This window comes from Microcystis sp. LE19-195.1E, from assembly GCF_027532095.1.
Lineage (GTDB): Bacteria > Cyanobacteriota > Cyanobacteriia > Cyanobacteriales > Microcystaceae > Microcystis > Microcystis aeruginosa.
Map to the genome: position 1 here is coordinate 1 of NZ_JAPZSZ010000342.1, position 19,421 is coordinate 19,421.

A 19,421-nucleotide genomic window follows, 5' to 3' on the forward strand; every position below is an offset into this window, starting at 1 on the left:
TAGGGCATACCGGAACCTTTGGGCTCGATCCAATAAACGCTTGGGGAGAGAATACCTCTACTTTTTCAGAAGCAATTCTGTCTAAGCAAGTAATCTCTGTGAACCAAGAATCCCCGTCTCTTTAGAGCGGGGAGTGTCAAAAAGATTACCGCGTATCCGCGTTGCTCAAATTGTCATGGACTACATCGCCTATGGTTGGTCGGTAGAAGAAATCTGTCGTCAACACCTTTATTTAACCCTAGCCGAAGCTCATGCAGCCATGGGTTACTATTTTGACCATCAAGAAGAAATTGACCAAGAAATCACAATGGAATGGCAACAAGTACAAGAAAATATGACTAATCAAGCTGCCAAGTCGCCTTTTTATACCCACAGTTAAAAACGAAAGGAAAAAGGCAGTAAATCCGAGAGATTAAAACGATAATTTTGCTGAGTTCCACAGATAATAATCTCCGCTTGCGGCGCTAATTCGGCTATCCATTGACGACAGGCTCCGCAGGGAGTTAACTGACTAATATCATCCTTGTCCACCCCATCGATACAGGCTATAGCGATCGCCCGTACTTCTCGATCGCCCGCCGCGATTATTTGCGCTAAAGTTGCCCTTTCCGCACACAAACTCAAGCCATAACTAGCGTTCTCTACATTAGTACCAGCATAAATCTTTTTATTTGTCAAGACCGCTGCCCCCACCCGAAAACGGGAATAGGGAGAATAGGAAAGTTTCGCCACTTCCCGAGCAGTGTCACAGAGTTGTTGTCTTTCTTGGTCAGATAGGGTCATCGGCTGCCGATAGCAGGGAGAGGGGAGAAGGGAGAAGGGAGAGGGGAGAAGGGAGTGGGGAGAAAAAAGCCGAATCCTGACTCCTAAATACTGACTCCTAACCCAATGGTAGATGTTGGATTGTTGCAGGAGTTCTATTTTCCGACAAAGATAAGTAAAAATTATTTATTGACTGCAAAAACTTGAGAATATTTAAATTAACATTCCGCAATATTTATAAATTCTTAAGAATTAATTGAGAAAGATTTTTATTTAACAACGATGTTATGATGGTTACAGCGATTTTACTGAATTTCATAATGGGATATTCTGTGCTTTTTTGGGCAGCAATGGTTGAAACCCTTGCCACACCTAGAAGATGATCCTAATTAAGACGGGTAAATCAGTCAATTTCACCCACAACGATGATCTTTTTTTTATGTAGTTTTATTGCAAAAAAAAAGTTTTTTTGACAAAAAGCACAAAGTATGATAAGCCCCAACGTATTTCTGGCTGCGAGTAATTATTGTAGAGAGGGGAGAAAAAAGCCGAATACTGACTCCTAACCCCATCAACAAACTTTTTCAGCAAACCCTAACTTATCACTTAACATTTCCCTGACGATTTTAGCGGTAGCGGGGGCTAATAAAACCCCGTTGCGGTAGTGTCCCGTGGCCAGAATAACGTTATCGTATCCGGGCAAATATTCGATGATGGGAGCGGATTTTTTCTCCGGTCGCGGTCGCTTACCGGACCAAGTACGCACGATCGCACCCGCGGCCAAAGAGGGACAAAAAGCGATCGCCTGTTGATACACTTGCTCTAATAGGGCAGTATCGGCGATAATTTCGCCCTTTTCGTCCATAAATTCCACCGTTGCCCCAATCCAGTATTCCGATCCAGCCAAAGGCAGAATATGCAGGTCATTTCCTGTTAAAATCGGCTTAAAATCGGAACTTTCTAAGGGTTGCGTCAATTTTATCTGTAAAGCTTGCCCTAAAACCGGTCGGATTTCCACTGGATGGGTAAGAGTTTCGGTTAAAGCAGTGGAACCAATTCCCGCACAAAGAATCAAAGAGTCGGTTTCCTCTATACCATTGGAACTATAAACCTGGGTGCATTGCCTCACATTAGAGCCTTGAAGCTCTGTCTTCCCAAAATTTTCAACTTTTACCCCAAATTGACATTTTACCCCCCTTCTTGCCGCAGCAGCGACGAGAGACTCCGTGAGCAGGGCCGGATTAATTTGATGATCCCTGGGAGAATAGATAGCACCCTGGAGATGATCGCTGGCCACTTGGGGACATTTTTGGTTTAAAGTCTCTTTATCCCAGATTTCTAGACAATATCCCTGTTCTTGGCGGATTTGGGCTAACTTGCGCCAATTTTCTTCGTCTTCGGCACTCGATCGCAGGAGGACAATACCATCACGGTTACAGGGAATAGTCAGTCCGGTGAGGGATTCTAGCTCAGGAAGGAGGGTTTCGTAACGTTTTAAACTTTCTTGCCGCAGTTTCCAGGCTCTACCTTTAGTTTTATGGCTGATAATCCCCATTAAAATCCCTAGGGCTGCCCCGGTTGCTCCTTGTCCTGGTTTTTTTTCATCGATGAGGGTAATTTCTAATCCTTCGATGGCACTTAATTCGTAGGCAATGGTGGCCCCCACTATCCCCGCACCGATGATGACAATTTTAGTCATAAGACCTCTTGCAAAAATCAAAAATCTTCCTTTAGGTGAGGAGTCAGGAGCCAGTAGCCGGTCGTCAGGAGAATTAAGAATGAGCATTAATCAATTAAATGCTCTATTTAGGGATTTTACGCAATTTTATGTCTATTTTTCTCATTTTTGCACTCTCAAAAATTAATTATGCAAGAACTCTATAAACTCCAGAGGCTATTTTTCTAGTGGGAATAGGACTAAAAAGGGGTTGAGGCTGCATCTCACATTTGCAGAAATACGGACAATCAGCAATTATCAGTGACTTTTAAATTATTACAAATATATCAGCAGCTGCGTGTAAGCATCCCACCGAAAAACTAATGCGCTCCGGGGTTTGGGGGCGGCGCCACGCCCCCAACGGGGGGTTTGGGGGGTAGAACCCCCCAAAGACTTGGATTGAGTGATAAAATCGGAAGTAATTACCAATTTTAGAAGATAGTTTACATTTAAAAATCCCAACTCAACAGATTTACAAAAATGAGATGCACCCAGGGTTGAAACCTGTTCAACCCCGATGATTAATTAAAGAACCCGGAAAATAAAAGGATAACGGAAAACCTTATAGGCATCTTTCCAGACTTGCAGGATAGCAAGAATGGGGAGAACAATGTTCACCACACCCAGAATTGCTAGGAGCAAATAACCGATTAAAACCCAAATTAGAATCCCGGCAATTAGGTAGTATAACCACATATTCAGGTGAAAGTTTAAAGCTTCTTTGGCGTTTTCCTTCACCGTTCCATCATCAGAAATGAAATAAATAGCTAAGGGAATCCCCACCGATACCAGCGTAGCACTCAAAAATATCGAAGCATGACAAGCCACGGATAGGAGTCTTTTTTTGGTTAAATCTTCACTCTTGACCATCGGGTTTATCCCCCTAAAATTGGCGGAGAAAGCGGATATCGCTATTATAACAACGGCGAATATCGTCTATCTCATGTAATACCATAGCAAATCTTTCCACGCCAAAACCAGCAGCAAAACCCGTATAGATTTGGGGGTCATAACCGACTGCTTTTAAGACATTGGGATCCACCATACCACAGCCCATCACCTCCAACCATTTGCCTTTCCACTGCACATCTACCTCGGCCGAGGGTTCAGTAAAAGGGAAGTAGGAAGCGCGGAATTTAACCGGTAAATCGGCCCCAAACATTTGCTTAAGAAATTCTTTAATTGTTCCTTTCAAATCCGTAAAGGTTAATCCCCGGTCCACCGCTAATAATTCCACTTGATGGAAAACCGCGGAATGGGTTGCATCCACGGTATCGCGACGATAAACGCGGCCCGGGGCCACAATCCGAATCGGGGGTTCGTGACTTTCCATGTAGCGAATCTGCACCGGAGAGGTATGGGTCCGCAATAAACGACCATCACTCAAGAAAAAAGTATCCTGCATATCCCGGGCCGGATGGTCAGCAGGGATATTTAAAGCCTCAAAATTATAATAATCGGTTTCTACCTGCGGCCCGGTGGCGATGCTGTAACCCAGACCGACGAAAATATCGATCATGCGATCAACTGTGCTATTTAAGGGGTGAATTCGCCCTAAAGGACGGCTAAGAGCAGGTAGGGTGACATCGAGGGTTTCCGCCGCTAATTTCGCCTTAATTTGGGCATTATTTAAACTTTCTCGCCGGGATTCCAGCAGCGATTGTACTAATTCTTTTACCTCATTAGCGATCGCACCGAGGCGCGGTCTCTCTTCGGGGGTTAATTTGCCCATTTCGCGTAAAATCTGCGATAATTCTCCTTTCTTACCGAGATAATTCACCCTTAGCTGTTCTAAGTCTTCTAGGGTTGTTGTTTGTTCGATGGAATTTTCCGCTTTCGCTGCCAGGGTTTTTAGGGCAGTTTCGATCGGATGGGGGGATAAACTCATAATTAGGGCATTTTATAGGGCAGCATTCTAGTCTAGTTTATCAAGAGAGGGAATTTGGGGAGACAGTTGCAGGGGCGATTTGCTTTCCGGGGTGACGATTCCCTGAGATGGTTTGCTGTATCATGTTCATCGCTCCCTGTCCCCTCTGATCAAATGGGAGCTTATTGCATGAGTGCCTCGTCGAACCTAGAACTTTCAATGGGAACCAGCTTCTCTTGATTGCATCAGATTTCTGGTTTTTTTAAAATGAACTCGATCGAGGCAAAAACCGCAGATAATTCTAGTTTAGTTGACGAGGAGAGTTTCTGGTAAACTTCGGCAATTTGATTAGAAAAACTATAGACTAATTTATTCTCCATATAGAGAGGATGTCCAATATAGTGGGAATCTTTAAGAATTTTTTTCAGTTTGTTGACTCGCTTCGGTGGAACAATTAACACAAGTTTTCCTGCCAGTTCTGGATAAATTTTTAGTAATTCCATAAAGCGATCGATTCCTGTGGTGATCGGTGTACTGGTTTCTACTTCAAAAGCGAACACTGCATCGCCTAAGTTATTAAACCAGATGAGATCGATCTGTTGTATTTTATCTCTGTCCCACTTTCCTAATTTATCGATCGGTAATTTTTCTAGAGAAATATCTTTAAAAGCTTCTCCATTCCAATAACCTGTAGATTGTTCTTTTTTGCCAATATAAGGCTTTAATCCGACAGCAATAGCAATTTTTGCCAGAGCGTAGATAATTTGATCGTGAGGAATTTTATCTGCTTGTTTGGGAAAATCTAAACCAGTTAAAACGGAAGAAATTGGCTCTATATTTAAATCGAGAGTTAGCTGAAGACCTTCTTCTTGCCCTAGTTGCCAGTGCCGACCATCGGGAGAATAAGCTAACTTTTCTAAAACCTTTAAAATCGATTGATCGCTTGGTGTTGTCCCGTTGATCAGGTTAGGCATGACCGCAAAAATAATTTCATCAAAAGTTGCTACTTTTCCCTGTCGTTTTTTGGCAGTTAGAAAATCCAAGAGATAAAATCTTATTCGATCTTCTAGCGGAATAAAGCAACCGATTTTCGTATTTGTACGAATTCTCCAGAGATGATCTAATTCCGAAAAGTTGAATTCCTCTTTTAACAAAGGAGTAATATCATCTATTTGTTTCTTGACTTGGGTTAGTAAGCCATTTTCCAATAATTTAGGAATGAGCGCATTATAAATATCTTCTGTGGAAGCACCCGAACTTTTAACGATTGTCATCTCGGCCACTTCTTTAATAATTTGCAGGATATCGATCCCGACTTTACTGATGGCGATTGTTTTGGGATTATTCACTTTTCTAAAGTTTAAAACTAACTCTCCCGATAGGACAGTCAGAGGATTTTTCTTTTTGTGTAATGAGGGCGTAGTAGAATGTTGTACAGAGGAATTTACATACTCAAAACCAGCTTCTTGAGCAGATTTAACGATCGCATCCCAATAGGCGGGATCTTTGTGAGCAAAAACAATACTCATCCAGCGATCAAATTTCAAAACTCGAAACATTTCTCGAATGGAATTCGATAACAAATTGATGTAAGTTTCTTTCGATTTCTTTAAATCTCCTCCTTCGATCGCTTCCAATTCTCTTGCGTTATCGCTCACTTCAAATCCTAGCCAAGCATTCCACATAGTCGAGAGATCTAAATAGGCAATATGTTGTCCGTAGGGAGGATCGGTATAGATATAATCCACGGATTCGGACGATATGCCAGTTAAGTCCGTCGCTGAGAAATCAAAAATTGAAAAATTTTCTTGATAAAAATCACCGATTACTGTATTAGTTTCGATCTTGAATTTTGCCGTCCCCTTAAATTTCTGCTCGAATTGTTCCCAGACATTAAGATCGATAGTTTGAGGAGGAATCCAATAGCGATAACGGTGCATAATTCCGCTATTTCCCCGGCTTTCTATTCTTCCTCTCGTGGAACTAAAGGTTAAATTGGTTTTATTGAGAGTTGCCGAGAAAGTAAACCTCATTAAATCTTTAATGATCGGATCGGTGATTAATTCAATCTGGTTGAGAATTAGAGAAAGGGAAAATAATTGACGTTTGGTAAACAAATTTTCTACAGATTCTGCGTCCGCATTTTTCGGTAAACGAACCCCTTGCGGATACCAATAGGGAATCTCTAAATCCGCCGCTTCTTCTGGAGACATTCGATAAACTTCCTCAATCTTTTCCTGACAATTTCTGGCGATGTCATCGAAAGCAGACCGAAAATCATCGATGTTAACGGGACTAACAGCGATATTGCGGCAGATAAAACCAGCCATCGGGTTAATATCCGAGTAAATCGCCTTTCGCTTTAAAACTAGAGCCTCTACCGCAGTCACTCCCGATCCCCCAAAGGGATCTAAAACCACATCTCCCACCTGACTAAAACGCTTAATATATTCCTGTACCACATTCCAAGCGCGCCGGGTAAAATAGGGATGACTTCCCCAATGGCGTAACGTCCCTTGTTTTTTGGGATCGATCGGCCCAGAAATGGGATCGATCATTCTATAGTCGAAGGAGGAAGCACTCATCTGGCCTTAAGAATAGAGTTCTATATATTACTGTACCCAGATGTGAGGGTATGGCGAGGATACCCTCTTGGGAGCATCCTACGCACTGCCGGAGGAAGTCCGGCTCTTGTTGCCGTTTCTCGGCAACAGGTGGGGAAAGCACCCCAGAAATCGAATCCTCGGCCTTAGTTTCCAGGGTTTTTAGGGCAGTTTCGATCGGATGGGGGGATAAACTCATAATTAGGGCATTTTATAGGGCAGCATTCTAGTCTAGTTTATCTGCTCGGGTGGCGAGAGAGGCAGAATCGATAAAAGCTAATAGCTATGTGCTAGGATGGAAATTGAGAATAAAAGTCGGCACTGCGGCTCGTTGTCAGTATTAATGGTCAAAGCGTTTCTGTTTAGTATTGGTTCAGCTAGTTCCCGAAATCTTGGTTCTCTACAAATCTGTTGTTTTTATCTGTGCAAGGATAGGTTTTATGTCAATTTATGTTGGTAATCTCCCCTTCGAGGTTGACCAAGAAGACGTAGTGGAGGTTTTTACCGAATATGGTAAAATTAAGCGCGTTCACCTCCCCATGGATCGGGAAACGAAAAGAAAACGCGGGTTCGCTTTCGTGGAAATGGAAACCCCAGAGCAAGAATCGGCCGCTATTGCCGCTCTTGACGGCGCTCAATGGATGGGACGAGAATTAAAAGTCAATCAAGCTCGTGAAAGAGAACCCAAATCTTCCTTCGGTGGTGGTGATCGCAATCGAGATCGTCGCTACTAATCCCCAATCGTAACCATTCTAGGTTATCGGAAATTTGGGTTGAAAACCCCGTCCTTTTAGGACGGCTTTGTGCGAGAATGTTTGTCGGTGGTTCCGAGCGTGAGAACGTGAGGAAACAGGTTAAACGTCCTACTCCGTGATCTCAAAATTTCTAACAGTCAATGGTGTTCAATTAAGTCCAAACTGTAAGAACGCAAAACAATTAAATACTGTGGGACACACAGAAATTTACGCTTGGGGAGTAGTCCATAAGAGTGCTTGCCTTATCGGTGTAGTCGGACTAGACATGAAACCGTAAGACCAAAATTAGCGTTGCTAGTGGAGGCAGGATTCAGCCCAAGAATCTCCGCCCTAAAAGTGCGGAGAGTGTCAATGTCAATAGGGGGAGCGAGCGCTCGTTTCCCCGCTTGTCTATCTAATATCCCAAGGAGATTCTTGTGGCTAAACGTCGTAATTTGAAAAAAGAAAAAGCTGAACGCAACCGCGCCTACGCTCGTCAATTCCGGGCTGCCTCTAATCGTACCACCACTAGAGGAGGTAGAGGCGGTTATTCCAGCGATCAAAGACAATCTTCGGAAAATGAAGGGGCAGCCGATACCTAATCTGCTGACTTAGTTAGGGTCTGCGGCAAAAAGTTTTTCGTGGGGACAGGGTGTAGGGTGTGGGGTGTGGGGTGTAGGGTTTTACCGATTCTCATCTGGTCAATTACCTAATTTTCAGAGAAAAAGTCCCAGAATTTTCCCCCTATCTCTCCCACAACTGGTACTTTTTGATTGACAAAAAGTCTAAAAGTCTTACCCAATAAGGTTTTTAGATTTATTCAGCAAGCCCGAGTTAATCTAGCAATAAAAGCCATAGCCTCGCTTTTATTGCTGACTATTCCATCTAAAGTTGCCCCCAAGACTGCCGCAAGTAACGATTTAAACTGGGGACCCGGTTGATAACCCAAAGCTTTTAGGTCATTGCCGTCGATAGGAGCCTCGATCTGCGACCATTTAGTTAAATATTGCCAGATTAAAGCCCGAATCCTAGTTTCACTCCTCACCGCCACCAATAACAAACTAGGAACCTTATAACCGTTGAAAAAGCTGACAATTTGACTAACGGGTCGATCATAAGCAAAATTATTGCTAATCTCTCTTTCCATAACTTCTAGTTTTTGTAAACGCTCCACAGTATCTTTGGGCAATTGTAAATTATTAGCGATCGCTATTCTTTCCCCCATAGCCAGAGAAGCGATTAATAATTCCAACCGCATTAACCAAGCATTCACCGGCAATTCCAGACTTAAACAATCTAACCAAGGACTGAGACAGCGCAATTGTCGCCATAAAGCCCGATTTAAACTTAAATCCCCGTGTAAACAGTGCAAAGCCCCCAAATCGGCCAACTTTTCTAAGGCACTTTCCCAGTAATCCGCCTCTAAAATATAATTCAACTCCGCTTTTAAACGGGACTGTAAAGCGGGTGCATTCTGATTTTGTTGCCGTGAGCGATCATAAACTCCACTTTCGATCGCATACCTAATATAGCTTTCTGTCAAGGGTTCAATAACAAATCCTAACCGAGTGGCAAAACGCACCGCTCGATAGATGCGCGTCGGATCCTCGATAAAACTATTAGCGTGTAAAACCCGGATTTGTTGGGCGCGTAAATCCAACATACCACCAAAAAAGTCGAGTAATTCCCCCTCTTTCGGCGAAGTTAGGCGAATTGCCAGAGCATTAATTGTAAAATCCCTTCTATACAAATCCTGTCGAATCGAACTAGCCTCCACTTGGGGATTGCTGGCAGGATAGGGATAGAATTCCGTGCGTGCCGTGGCGATATCCACCCATAACGAGCCAAAACGCTCGTCTTTGTGCCATAACAAAGCCGCCGTCTGAAATTCCCCGTGAATCGATAACCGGGCCCCCGGATAAATTTCCTGTAAACAATTAGCCAACTCCACCCCCGCACCCACACCGGCGGCACGATGGCAGCCATCCACCACTAAATCGATATCCTGTAACAATAAAGTATCCCTTTCTGTGGCTAACAATAAATCGCGCACCGCACCCCCAACCAGATAGAGATGCCAACCGCGTTTTTGAGCGGCAGTGGCGGCAGCTTGCAGGAATGACCATAAAATCGGCTCTAAACGCTCTTTAATCGCCGGTAAAAGACAGGAAACCAAAGCAACCCCTTCAAAACGCACCCGCTCATTTTGATGAATCTGTCTTAATACATCTGTACGAGTGACGATACCGACTAACTGCCCGTTTTCTAGTACAGGTAAACGCCCCAAATCGTACGTTACCATCAGCGACTCGATTTCCTGAAGGGAAGTGTCGGGGGTAATAGTTTTCGGATTACAAGTCATGTATCCCTTCACGGGAGAGCGAGAAAAGCCGTGATGGAGAGCTAAATCGAGGTCACGACGAGAAATCACCCCAACTAAGCGATCCTGCTCATCTACCACCGATAAACCCGAATGGCCGTAACGGAAAAGGATGCGCTCGGCTTGAGATATGGAAGTATCGGGACGAATTGTTCGCACCGGAGAAGACATTAAATCCCTAGCGGTGGGAGAAGGGGGAATTTGAGCAATTAAGTCCCCCAGTAGTTGGTTTAACTGTTGAACTGGCTGAACATCGCGAAAACTCACCGAAGCGGCCTGAGCATGACCACCGCCGTTATAGGGGGAAAAAAGCCGATATAGATTCACCCCATCGATTCTAGAGCGACCGATCACAGTTAAACGCTGTCGAGAATTATCTTCCTCGTCTTTACTATAACTATGGCCGAAAAGTAACGCATCACTATCGGATAATTCCAGTAGGCGCTCGGCCACACTAGACAAACCGGGGATAAAATCGGCAGTATGGAGGAGAACGTGGGCGATTTTACGGTCATGGATCGTTTTAATCTCTAGATTTTCCCAAGCAAGGCTAAATAACTCCTGTAAGCGCGGGGAAAAACTCGGTTGACAGTATTGGGCGATCGTTTTAATGTTAGCAGCACAGGTCATTAACCAAGCCAAAGCATAGGCATCCCTGGGGGTACTACCGGCAAAAGTCAGGGAACCCGTGTCAACGTGAATACCGAGTGCCATTACCGTCGCTGCCATCGAGTTTGGTTTAATGTGGGCTTTTTGTAAAGCTTCGACAATTAAAGTCGTGGTGGCTCCCACCGCTTCTAAATGGACGCTAGAGGCATGAATATCGCTTTCACTATCTAAATGATGATCATACAATTCGATCGCCTGTAAATGCCCTAAATCGAGCCACTGGGAAGCTTTTCCCAGACGCTCCCGCCACTGATTATCAACGATAATTAAAGAGCGAATACAGGCCGGATTGACACTACGCAGTTCAATTAAAGCGAATTCATCCCGATGCAGGGCCAAAAATTCCCTCACCGTCGGGTGCGCTCCCCCCGTTAACACAATGCGACTACCCGCTTTCAGCAACGATAAACCCACCGCTGCCCCCAAAGCGTCAAAATCCGCCGTTTGATGACATAAAATTAAATCCATATTTTTTAGTAAGGAGAAGATATCAGGATTTTTTCTGTATCTATTGTTACTGAATACTCGAAAATAGCCGCACCAAGTACTATAAGTTAGCAAATCATGACTGAGAGAAACCCATGTTGTTCAAAATTTTAGTAATTCTCCACAGCCTAGGGGCGACCGTCTGGGCCGGTGGCCATTTATTGTTGGCAGTCACCGTTCTACCCCAGGCCCTCAAAAACCGAGAACCAGACCGAATTCGTCAATTTGAGCAATATTTTGAAGGTTTTGGGTTATCTGCGCTATTGCTGCAGGTAATAACAGGCCTAGGACTGACTTGGATTTATTTGCCCGGTTTTCGTAATTTTTGGTCATTTGATAGTTTTTTATCGGTTTATATAGGCATTAAGTTAGCTTTACTGCTCTTAACTCTCATCTTGGCCCTTCATTCCCGCTTTTTTCTCATTCCTAAACTGAGCGAGGAAAACTTAAATTTCCTCGCCCTGCACATAGTCGCCGTCACCACTCTAGCAGTATTGTTCGTCATTTTTGGCGCTGGCATCCGTTTGGGGGGCTTGACCTAGGCCTCGACCATTAGTTTTTAGCGGTTCAGCAGTCTGGAGACCTTTCTAGGGCAGGTTTGGCGAAAACGCGAAAATACTGTAATCTGGGCAAGGGATTACAGGGGGTCACTTCCCCCACCTAACCCTTGCCATGCTGCTTTTGACAAGGATGGAGACATCAAAAAAATTTTAGGACCCGCTGCGGCTGGGTAGTCAGTGGCAGTAAAATTAAAATGCTCGTGGATTCAGTCTGACGGGGATATCTCCCCTAACCCCTGATTCAGAGAGGACTTAGAGGAAGGGTCGTCCGGTTAAGTTGAGTGGAAGCGAGGCTCTTCCATACAAGTATCAAATCTGGGAGAATTATCTAGATAAAGATCAACTGCTTTAGGAGAACCCAATCATGTCTATTGTTTTTCAATTTTTTCTCATTGCCTTAGTTTTATTTTCCTTGCTGATGGTGATTGGTGTCCCCGTTGCCTATGCTTCCCCCCAAAACTGGGATCAATCGAAACCCCTTCTCTATGTGGGTTCGGCAATTTGGGCGATTTTAGTCGTTGCCGTCGCTATTTTAAACTTTTTAGTGATTTAGCCTTGATCAGGAGATGGGAGACAGGAGGAGATAGGGTGATAGGGTTTTGGGGTGATAGGGTGATGAGACAGCTTCCCCATCTCCCCACTTCCCCACTTCCCCACTTCCCCACTTCCCCACTTCCCCACTTCCCCACTTCCCCACTTCCCCACTTCCCCACTTCCCCACTTCCCCACTTCCCACTCCTATCCCCTTCTACCTATGACTGTTTTTGAGGGAAATTTTACCGAGGACATATCCTCTTTGCGCTTTGCGATCGTGATTGGTCGTTTTAATGATCTCGTCACTGATAAACTGTTATCAGGCTGTCAAGACTGTCTGAAGCGTCACGGGGTTGATGTCAATCCCGATGGCACCCAAGTCGATTATATCTGGGTACCCGGTAGCTTTGAAGTGCCAATGGTAGCCCGTCAAGTCGCCCTTTCCCACCGTTACGATGCCGTTATTTGTCTAGGGGCAATTATTCGCGGCCAAACGCCCCATTTTGATTACGTTGCCGCCGAGGCCGCAAAGGGTATCGCCGCGGCCGCTTTTCAGACAGGTGTTCCCGTTGTCTTCGGTATTCTCACCACTGATACTCTACAACAGGCCCTCGAACGGGCCGGTATTAAAAGTAATTTGGGCTGGAATTATGGCCTATCTGCCCTAGAAATGGCTAGTCTCATGCGTCAATTGCGCCCCCGGGATGAAGATAAACCCCTAGAATTATTGAAAAATAATCCCCAACAGGCACTGATGGAAGGCTAAGAAAATTCCCCCGGCATTTAGGATTTTAGTTGTCCCCACTCCCGGAGTTCCACTGATGAGCGAAGCTGAACAGAACAAATATATTAACAAACTCAGACGGCAATTAGTCAACGCTGTCGAGAGAATCAAGACTCTGGAATTAGATTTAGAACCAGAGGGGCGGATTACGGAAGCTTTTGACGCTATGGAACGGCATATAGATGAAAAATTCGCCGCCATTGACAAGCGTTTTGATCGCTTGGAACATCAGTTCAACCGACTACAGGCTAAGATAGAAGTGGTTCTCGAAGCTATTACCGGTTTGGGGGATTTGCCAGAAGATGAATCATTGTCAAAAAATGCTCCAAACTACTTGACAAATGGTCTGAGATTTGGCACACTTAGGGAAGTGTAAAAAAAAGCTTGCGGGCATAGCTCAGTGGTAGAGCGTCACCTTGCCAAGGTGAATGTCGCGCGTTCGAATCGCGTTGCCCGCTTGAAAAAATCTTGAAATATACCTTAAGGTCAGGATGAATAATTTAGGGATATCCCTTAAGATGGGAATTACCCGTGAGCAATAGGGTTGAGGATTTTGGGCAACCGTTGAATACCTTAGCCATTGACCACGAGCGACTAAAAACAACCGTTTATAAACAAAAATTTAGCTTGTGCGACCGCATAAATATACCAAAATCGACCAACACCAAGACTATCCTTGTCCCTGTCGTCGGAAAGGGACATTATGCCCAATTTTATTGACCGATGCCTTTGGATGCGATCGCTGTCAACAGATATTTGTGGTACAGGAAAACGGCCAAATTATCGAACAATTAGCCCCCCACTATCCCTATAAACGCACTTGGCGCTGGACGGGATTTCGTTGGGTGAGTACGAATCAGCGCCTTGGGGAAGGAGTCTTGCCCCTGATGATGGGGATAATTCTGTTATTATCGATCGTCTGGCTACCGTTAATCTTGAAATCACCGCCGGGGTTAAGCGTGATTTTTGGGGCAATTCTAGTTATGCTGTTAGTTATTTTGCCCGCATTCATCTTTTGGTTAGCCTATCGACGCTAGACAAAAATCTATGATCGAAAGTTCCCCCAAAACCCCCCCGACGATCTTTAAGCAAGCATACAATGCTTTTCTGGATCTGGGTCAATTCAATGGCAACGAAAGAAATCGCGGGGTAATCGCGATCGCTAATGGCATTAAAACTGGCTTTGATCGCATTTTAGAAGCCAATACCCTCGATTTAGAGGTCAGTCGAGAGATGGCCGTCTCAGAACAAATGATTCGCTGGTTACGGTTAACTCCCGAACGTTTAGAGACGACGGTGGAGGTATTGCAACAACTAGCGGAAGCATCGGATCCGCTGCAACAGGTAATTAACGCGGCCTATCAACTTAATCCGTCCCAAACCTATTGCCAAAGGATGCCTTTAGGAGTGATTGCCTTAGTCTATGAAGGTTTTCCCGAATTAGCGATGGTAGCGGCGGGATTTTCCCTAAAAAGTGGCAATAGTTTGATTATTCGCGGTTCCAATGCCTCTAGTCATTCCGATGGAGTGATTACGGAAATTATCCAAGAAGCATTGGAAGATGTGGGTTTACCGGTGGATTGTGTTAGTGGTTTACCCTGTGATTCTAGTCCCTCCCTAGAGGAGTTGGTGACGCAGGAAAATTATGTTAATTTGATTATTCCCTACGGTCGCCCTAGTTTAATCGGTCAGGTGAGTCAATTGGCCACGGTTCCCGTTTTGCGCGCGGCCATGGGAAACTGTTATTTGTATTGGTCTCCTAGTGGCGATTTGGAGTTAGCCCGTCAGGTAATTATCGATAGTCATGGCAGCATACCCGATCCGGTTAATGCGATCGAAAAAGTTTTAATTAGTCCCCATCAGAATTCTTCGACTTTAAGTCGTTTGTTTAAAAGTTTGCAGGAAAAAGGCTTTAAATTGCGAGGAGATACCCGATTAGCGGCGGATTTTCCGGAACATTTAACCATTGCTACCGATAATGATTGGCAAAGACCCTATTTAGAAAAAACGGTGGCCTTTAGGTTAGTGGATACCCTCACTGATGCGATCGCTTGGATTAATAAGTATAGTAGCGGTCACGCGGATTGTATTGTCACCGAATCCTATCGAGAAAGTCGTCAATTCGCCATGGAGTCCGATAGTGCTTTAGTTTATATCAATTCTTCACCCCGATTCGATCGCAATCCCAAACAGGGAGAATCGGTATTTTTGGGCATTTCCAACCAAAAAGGCCAGCGCCGGGGGTTAATCAACCTAGAAACCTTTACCACCCTTAAACAGGTGGTGCAGGGGTAGTTTTGGTGAACTGGGTATTGTTAAGTTAGCTAGGGTTTGCGGCAAAAAGTTTTTCGTGGGGGTAGGGGTAGGGTGTGGGGTGTGGGGTGTGGGGTTTTAGGGATTTTGAGGGGGTCAGTTACCTAATTTTCAGGGAAAAAGTCCAGGGATTTTACCCCCGATCACTCCAATGGTTGGCACTTTTTGAGGGAAAAAAAGTCTAAAAGTCTTACCCAACAAGGTTTTTAGATTTATTCAGCCAACCCTACCTAGTGGTCTGCGGCAAAAAGTTTTTCGTGGGGGTAGGGGTAGGGTTGATTCATGAATCAACCCTACGACATCGGGGGGGGGCGGGGGCAAGAGGCAAAAGGAGGAATAAATAATCAGTCTTTAATAACTGGATTTAGTATTAGAAAAATGGCGAGAAAATGAGCGTTTTTAACTGAAATTACTGTCCAAATAAAACCGAACTATTGCCAGATCCTTGGAACAATATCCAGGTCATCAGCAGATTAGATACAAAAATCGCTAAGAGCATAGTGACTACGGCCGCGGTAGTAGCTTGGCCGACTCCTTTAGCACCGCCATCGGTCGTTAAACCCCAATTACAGCCGATAATCGCGATTAAAGCCCCAAAAACCACCCCTTTAACCGGTCCACTCAGCACATCTCCCACACCCAGGAAACCGTGAACCGAGTCGAGAAAAACTGAATTAGCAATCCCGTATAAACTTTCGCCGACCAGCAAACCGCTACCTAAACCGATCAGCAACGCCATAACACTCAAAGCGGGAACCATAAGACAACAGGCAATTAAACGGGGCAGCACCAGATATTCCACGGGATCGGTTTTGAGCATATAGAGTGCGTCGATCTGCTCTGTCACCTTCATGGTACCGATTTCCGCCGCAAAAGCCGATCCTACCCGACCGGCTACCACGATCGCCATCATAATCGGACAGAGTTCCCGACCGAGAGCAAGGGCCAAAATTCCCCCCACCATACTGCCAGCGCCCAAAGCTTGGAACTCCCGGGCCACTTGGATAGTAAAGATCATCCCGATCACTGCGGCCGTGATCATGGCGATAATCAGCGAGGCGGGCCCGGCTGCTACCATTTGTTCTTGGGTGACGCGCCAATCGGGTTGGCGCGTGAATAGGAAGTAAAAAACCCTGCCGGTTAATAGTACCGCTAACCAACAGCGCCGAAACCAAGAGCTTAATTCCTTGCTAAAAATCGCCAATAAATCCTTCATGGTCCCCAAAATCGATCGGACTAGAGAAAAGTCTATCCTGTTTTGTCTTCTAATACCAAATCCTGTTATAATAAAACGAGCAAAGACAAGGAGATAAAATGCCCAAGAAAGCTGACTTAGCCGAACATCTAAGTTCAGAGGAACTGATACTAAATCTGGTTATTAAAAACTGATTATTTATTCCCCCTTTTGCCTCTTGCCTGTTGCATGAGTGCCTCTCCTCTATAAGTAGCCTATACTCAACGGATTTAGTATAAGCGGTTTAAATAGGGTTGGCTGAATAAATCTAAAAACCTTGTTGGATAAGACTTTTGGACTTTTTTCCCCTCAAAAAGTACCAGATATGGGAGTGATCAGGGGGAAATTCAGGGACTTTTTCCCTGAAAATTAGGTAATTGACCCCCTCAAAATCGGTAAAACCCCACACCCCACACCCCACACCCTACACCCTGCCCCTAGGAAAAACTTTTTCAGCAAACCCTAGGTAATAAGTGGTCGGACAACATTCAAGTTTTTTAGCCATCAGCTGGAAAAGCTAAAAGTCAAGAGTTGGGAGTGGGCGAGATGCAGAAGAAAAAAGCTTAATCCTGCAAAAAAGCGAGGGGATAACTCATATTCTCAGCAAAACCCAAGATACCTCGATCCCGATGCTCATAGAGTAAATTTCCTTGATTATCAAATAAAAAAGTCCCCCCCCGTTGGGTGAGATAACTACTATCGGGGATATATGTTGACCAATTGCCCAAAACTTGACTCATATTACGAAGTCTCAGGGTGGCTAATTCAAAAGGTCGCTGAAAACCTTGACCCCCAGCAAGATTGAATAGGGAACCCCGGAAAGGTGGTAAAGGCCGCGCTTGCATTGTTTCCTCCTCGGCAATTAATTGGGGGGCTTTGCGATCGCCAAGATAACCCCGCAGCACTTCGGCCAGAGTCCCCGGACTACCCACACCCGCACACATAAAAATTAGATTTAACCAAGCATTTTGCCCGGGAGAAAACCCAGGTAATTTTAGCGATAAACCGCGATAAAGTCCTAATAAATTATGTAATTCGGCTTTGGGGTCAACAAAAAGCCAATCTTGCCGAAATTTCGTATATTCAGCGAATTTTAACCCTGAATTGCGATCGCCGATACCGATGGCACGAATGGTTATCCCAGCATTTTGCCAAAGGGCTGCCTCTTTTTCTAACCACCAAGCGTATTCGAGACTATCAAAATCTCCCAATTGCGGCCAAACAAGAATTAAAAGACGTTTATAATCGGCACAATCGCTTAAAATTGGCACTATTTGCCCATCGCTGACCCTTTGGCGTTGAATTGTTGAAAATATTTCATAGCTGCTGCTCATCTGTAAATTTCTCCTAATAAAACCGCTGCTTTTGCCCCCGTGACTTGCGGTAAATTACCGGGGAAATTGTGCCAGCGCCAATAGGCCAAAAGGGCAAAAGCGATCGCTTCTTTAAAATCGCTATTTAATCCTACCTCATCAGTGGTCAAAAGCTTGACATTTGACCCCAAATGTGCTAGGAGTCGTTGGCGCAGGTAGGCATTACGAGCGCCACCACCGCAGAGCAGCACTTCCGCGGGCATTTCTGGCAAAAAGGTTTGATAGCTGTGGGCGATCGAAATGGCGGTTAAATCGGTTAAACTAGCCAACCAGTCGGCATCACTGAGGCAATAAGCTTGGGCATCCTCGTGCAATTGGGCTAGATAGGCGGGGCTAAATAACTCTCTGCCAGTGGATTTAGGGGGATATTGTTGAAAATAAGGCTCCTGTAGCCATTTATGAACTAATTCGGAGCAGGGTTGACCCTGAGCGGACCATTGACCGTTATGGTCGTAGGTTTGTTGGCCTTGGCTCAAAAATTGTACGGCCAAATCGATGAGGACGTTGCCCGGTCCAGTATCCCAACCGAAAATTTTTTGCTGCCAATTTTCCCTTTGTCGGGGGGGTAGATAGGTTAAATTGCCAATACCGCCGATATTTTGGACGCAGCGGGTTTTGGTGGGGTGAGAAAGCAGATAAGCGTCAATTTTCGGCACTAGGGGCGCACCGTGACCAGCTTGGGCGATATCGGCAGCGCGAAAATTACTAATGGTGGGAATACGGGTAATTTTTGCGATCGCTGCTCCCCGTCCTAATTGTACCGTGTAACCGAGGCGATCGTTTGCGGGGGGTCGATGAAAAACGGTTTGACCGTGACTGCCGATTAATTGGGCTTTTGGGGCTTCTTTTTGGATATTTAAAGCGGCACGGGCGAATTCTGCGGCGATATCATCATCTAAGCTGGCTAAAGCTTCAAGGTCGAGCTTTTCTCCCCCACAGACTTGTAAAATTGTCTCGCGTAATCGGGGGGAATAGGGATAGGTTTCTCCAGCTAATAACTGCACCTGTGGAGATTCCACTGTACCGCTAATCTCCACTAAAGCGGTATCGATACCATCCACCGATGTGCCACTGATTAAACCGATAACTAACAAGTTTTTTCCCTCAACTGTCGATTGTTGATTATTTTATCTTGAATGTCGGGGTGAAGACCCTCGCTTGAGCGCGACGGGATGAAACCCCGACCAGTATAAAACAGCGAAGCACGACATTTCGACACATTTCGACACATTTCGAGGGGCTTCGATGTAAAAGCTCAATGTCAACTAAAATCTTGACAATCCGATGCTCTACAGGTTAACTTAAAATAAGTTGTTTGAGGTCGATAAACAATGATTGTCTTAGAAATGAAAGCCGTGGTTAAACCAAGTCAGTGTTCTGCCATTGATGAAGCTATTCGTACAGT

General features: G+C 44.9%; 18 protein-coding genes, 1 tRNA gene and 2 pseudogenes. 12 read left to right on the forward strand and 9 right to left on the reverse strand.

The features are described from left to right. Positions 1-133 precede the first annotated feature (133 nt). Positions 134-379: a DUF433 domain-containing protein gene (locus tag O9300_RS18355; RefSeq protein WP_287973219.1), complete on the forward strand. Its 246-nt coding sequence runs from the start codon at positions 134-136 to the stop codon at positions 377-379. Here the strand turns inward: O9300_RS18355 and cdd are convergent. The 5 genes from cdd to O9300_RS18380 all read right to left on the reverse strand — a co-directional run bounded on the left by cdd (position 376) and on the right by O9300_RS18380 (position 6,931). After that, positions 376-948 carry a cytidine deaminase gene (cdd, locus tag O9300_RS18360; RefSeq protein ID WP_353851572.1) on the reverse strand — a complete coding sequence of 191 codons (573 nt, stop codon included), beginning with the start codon at positions 946-948 and terminating at the stop codon, positions 376-378. The genes O9300_RS18355 and cdd overlap by 4 nt on opposite strands. 385 nt (positions 949-1,333) lie before the next feature. Further along, positions 1,334-2,461 (reverse strand): NAD(P)/FAD-dependent oxidoreductase, encoded by a 1,128-nt coding sequence (locus O9300_RS18365; protein WP_287973222.1) that lies wholly within the window; start codon positions 2,459-2,461, stop codon positions 1,334-1,336. A 543-nt stretch (positions 2,462-3,004) separates the two neighbouring features. Next, positions 3,005-3,349, reverse strand: a complete 345-nt coding sequence (locus O9300_RS18370; RefSeq protein WP_149987875.1) for a DUF4870 domain-containing protein — start codon at positions 3,347-3,349, stop codon at positions 3,005-3,007. Between the two features lie 13 nt (positions 3,350-3,362). Beyond that, positions 3,363-4,367 carry a phenylalanine--tRNA ligase subunit alpha gene (gene pheS, locus O9300_RS18375; RefSeq protein WP_287973224.1) on the reverse strand — a complete coding sequence of 335 codons (1,005 nt, stop codon included), beginning with the start codon at positions 4,365-4,367 and terminating at the stop codon, positions 3,363-3,365. Positions 4,368-4,591: 224 nt separating this feature from the next. Continuing rightward, positions 4,592-6,931 (reverse strand): DNA methyltransferase, encoded by a 2,340-nt coding sequence (locus O9300_RS18380; RefSeq protein ID WP_002798025.1) that lies wholly within the window; start codon positions 6,929-6,931, stop codon positions 4,592-4,594. Positions 6,932-7,389: 458 nt separating this feature from the next. On the opposite strand from O9300_RS18380, the gene rbp reads away from it, so the two are divergent. Both rbp and O9300_RS18390 read left to right on the forward strand, forming a co-directional pair. Beyond that, positions 7,390-7,683 carry an RNA-binding regulator gene (gene rbp, locus O9300_RS18385; protein WP_287973226.1) on the forward strand — a complete coding sequence of 98 codons (294 nt, stop codon included), beginning with the start codon at positions 7,390-7,392 and terminating at the stop codon, positions 7,681-7,683. 437 nt (positions 7,684-8,120) lie between these two features. After that, entirely contained in the window at positions 8,121-8,285 is a 165-nt protein-coding gene (locus O9300_RS18390; RefSeq protein ID WP_002733784.1) for an Asl3888 family RNA-binding protein, read from the forward strand. Positions 8,286-8,503: 218 nt separating this feature from the next. On the opposite strand, the gene O9300_RS18395 is transcribed toward O9300_RS18390, so the two are convergent. Next, positions 8,504-11,200: a CBS domain-containing protein gene (locus O9300_RS18395; protein ID WP_287973229.1), complete on the reverse strand. Its 2,697-nt coding sequence runs from the start codon at positions 11,198-11,200 to the stop codon at positions 8,504-8,506. A gap of 113 nt (positions 11,201-11,313) precedes the next feature. Between O9300_RS18395 and O9300_RS18400 the strand changes: the two genes are divergently transcribed. From O9300_RS18400 to O9300_RS18435, 8 genes and pseudogenes are all read left to right on the forward strand, one after another. Next, complete coding sequence (locus O9300_RS18400) at positions 11,314-11,760, forward strand: CopD family protein (RefSeq protein WP_287973232.1); 447 nt, start codon at positions 11,314-11,316, stop codon at positions 11,758-11,760. Positions 11,761-12,142: 382 nt separating this feature from the next. Continuing rightward, positions 12,143-12,331 carry a photosystem II reaction center protein PsbZ gene (gene psbZ / locus O9300_RS18405; RefSeq protein WP_002732865.1) on the forward strand — a complete coding sequence of 63 codons (189 nt, stop codon included), beginning with the start codon at positions 12,143-12,145 and terminating at the stop codon, positions 12,329-12,331. Between the two features lie 62 nt (positions 12,332-12,393). Further along, the gene (locus tag O9300_RS18410; RefSeq protein WP_287973235.1) at positions 12,394-12,546 is read left to right on the forward strand and encodes a hypothetical protein; all 153 of its coding nucleotides are present in this window, start codon (positions 12,394-12,396) and stop codon (positions 12,544-12,546) included. Further along, positions 12,533-13,078 (forward strand): 6,7-dimethyl-8-ribityllumazine synthase, encoded by a 546-nt coding sequence (gene ribH / locus O9300_RS18415; RefSeq protein ID WP_287973237.1) that lies wholly within the window; start codon positions 12,533-12,535, stop codon positions 13,076-13,078. Before O9300_RS18410 ends, ribH begins: the two co-directional genes overlap by 14 nt. Positions 13,079-13,133: 55 nt before the next feature. Further along, positions 13,134-13,409 (forward strand): annotated as a pseudogene (locus O9300_RS18420) (hypothetical protein); the annotation flags it as partial. 73 nt (positions 13,410-13,482) lie between these two features. Continuing rightward, positions 13,483-13,554, forward strand: a tRNA-Gly gene (locus O9300_RS18425). A gap of 171 nt (positions 13,555-13,725) precedes the next feature. Beyond that, the gene (locus O9300_RS18430; RefSeq protein WP_287729935.1) at positions 13,726-14,133 is read left to right on the forward strand and encodes a hypothetical protein; all 408 of its coding nucleotides are present in this window, start codon (positions 13,726-13,728) and stop codon (positions 14,131-14,133) included. A 10-nt stretch (positions 14,134-14,143) separates the two neighbouring features. Further along, positions 14,144-15,391, forward strand: a complete 1,248-nt coding sequence (locus O9300_RS18435) for a glutamate-5-semialdehyde dehydrogenase (RefSeq protein ID WP_061432145.1) — start codon at positions 14,144-14,146, stop codon at positions 15,389-15,391. Between the two features lie 427 nt (positions 15,392-15,818). On the opposite strand, the gene O9300_RS18440 is transcribed toward O9300_RS18435, so the two are convergent. The 3 genes from O9300_RS18440 to O9300_RS18450 form a co-directional block, all read right to left on the reverse strand. Next, positions 15,819-16,625 carry an MlaE family lipid ABC transporter permease subunit gene (locus tag O9300_RS18440; RefSeq protein ID WP_287973239.1) on the reverse strand — a complete coding sequence of 269 codons (807 nt, stop codon included), beginning with the start codon at positions 16,623-16,625 and terminating at the stop codon, positions 15,819-15,821. A 581-nt stretch (positions 16,626-17,206) separates the two neighbouring features. Beyond that, positions 17,207-17,977 carry a peroxiredoxin-like family protein gene (locus O9300_RS18445; protein ID WP_287973242.1) on the reverse strand — a complete coding sequence of 257 codons (771 nt, stop codon included), beginning with the start codon at positions 17,975-17,977 and terminating at the stop codon, positions 17,207-17,209. Continuing rightward, on the reverse strand, positions 17,974-19,110 hold the full coding sequence (locus O9300_RS18450) for an anhydro-N-acetylmuramic acid kinase (protein ID WP_409830546.1): 1,137 nt from the start codon (positions 19,108-19,110) through the stop codon (positions 17,974-17,976). The genes O9300_RS18445 and O9300_RS18450 overlap by 4 nt, the downstream gene beginning before the upstream one ends. Before the next feature lie 237 nt (positions 19,111-19,347). On the opposite strand from O9300_RS18450, the pseudogene O9300_RS18455 reads away from it, so the two are divergent. Continuing rightward, a pseudogene (locus tag O9300_RS18455) lies at positions 19,348-19,421 on the forward strand (transposase); the annotation flags it as partial.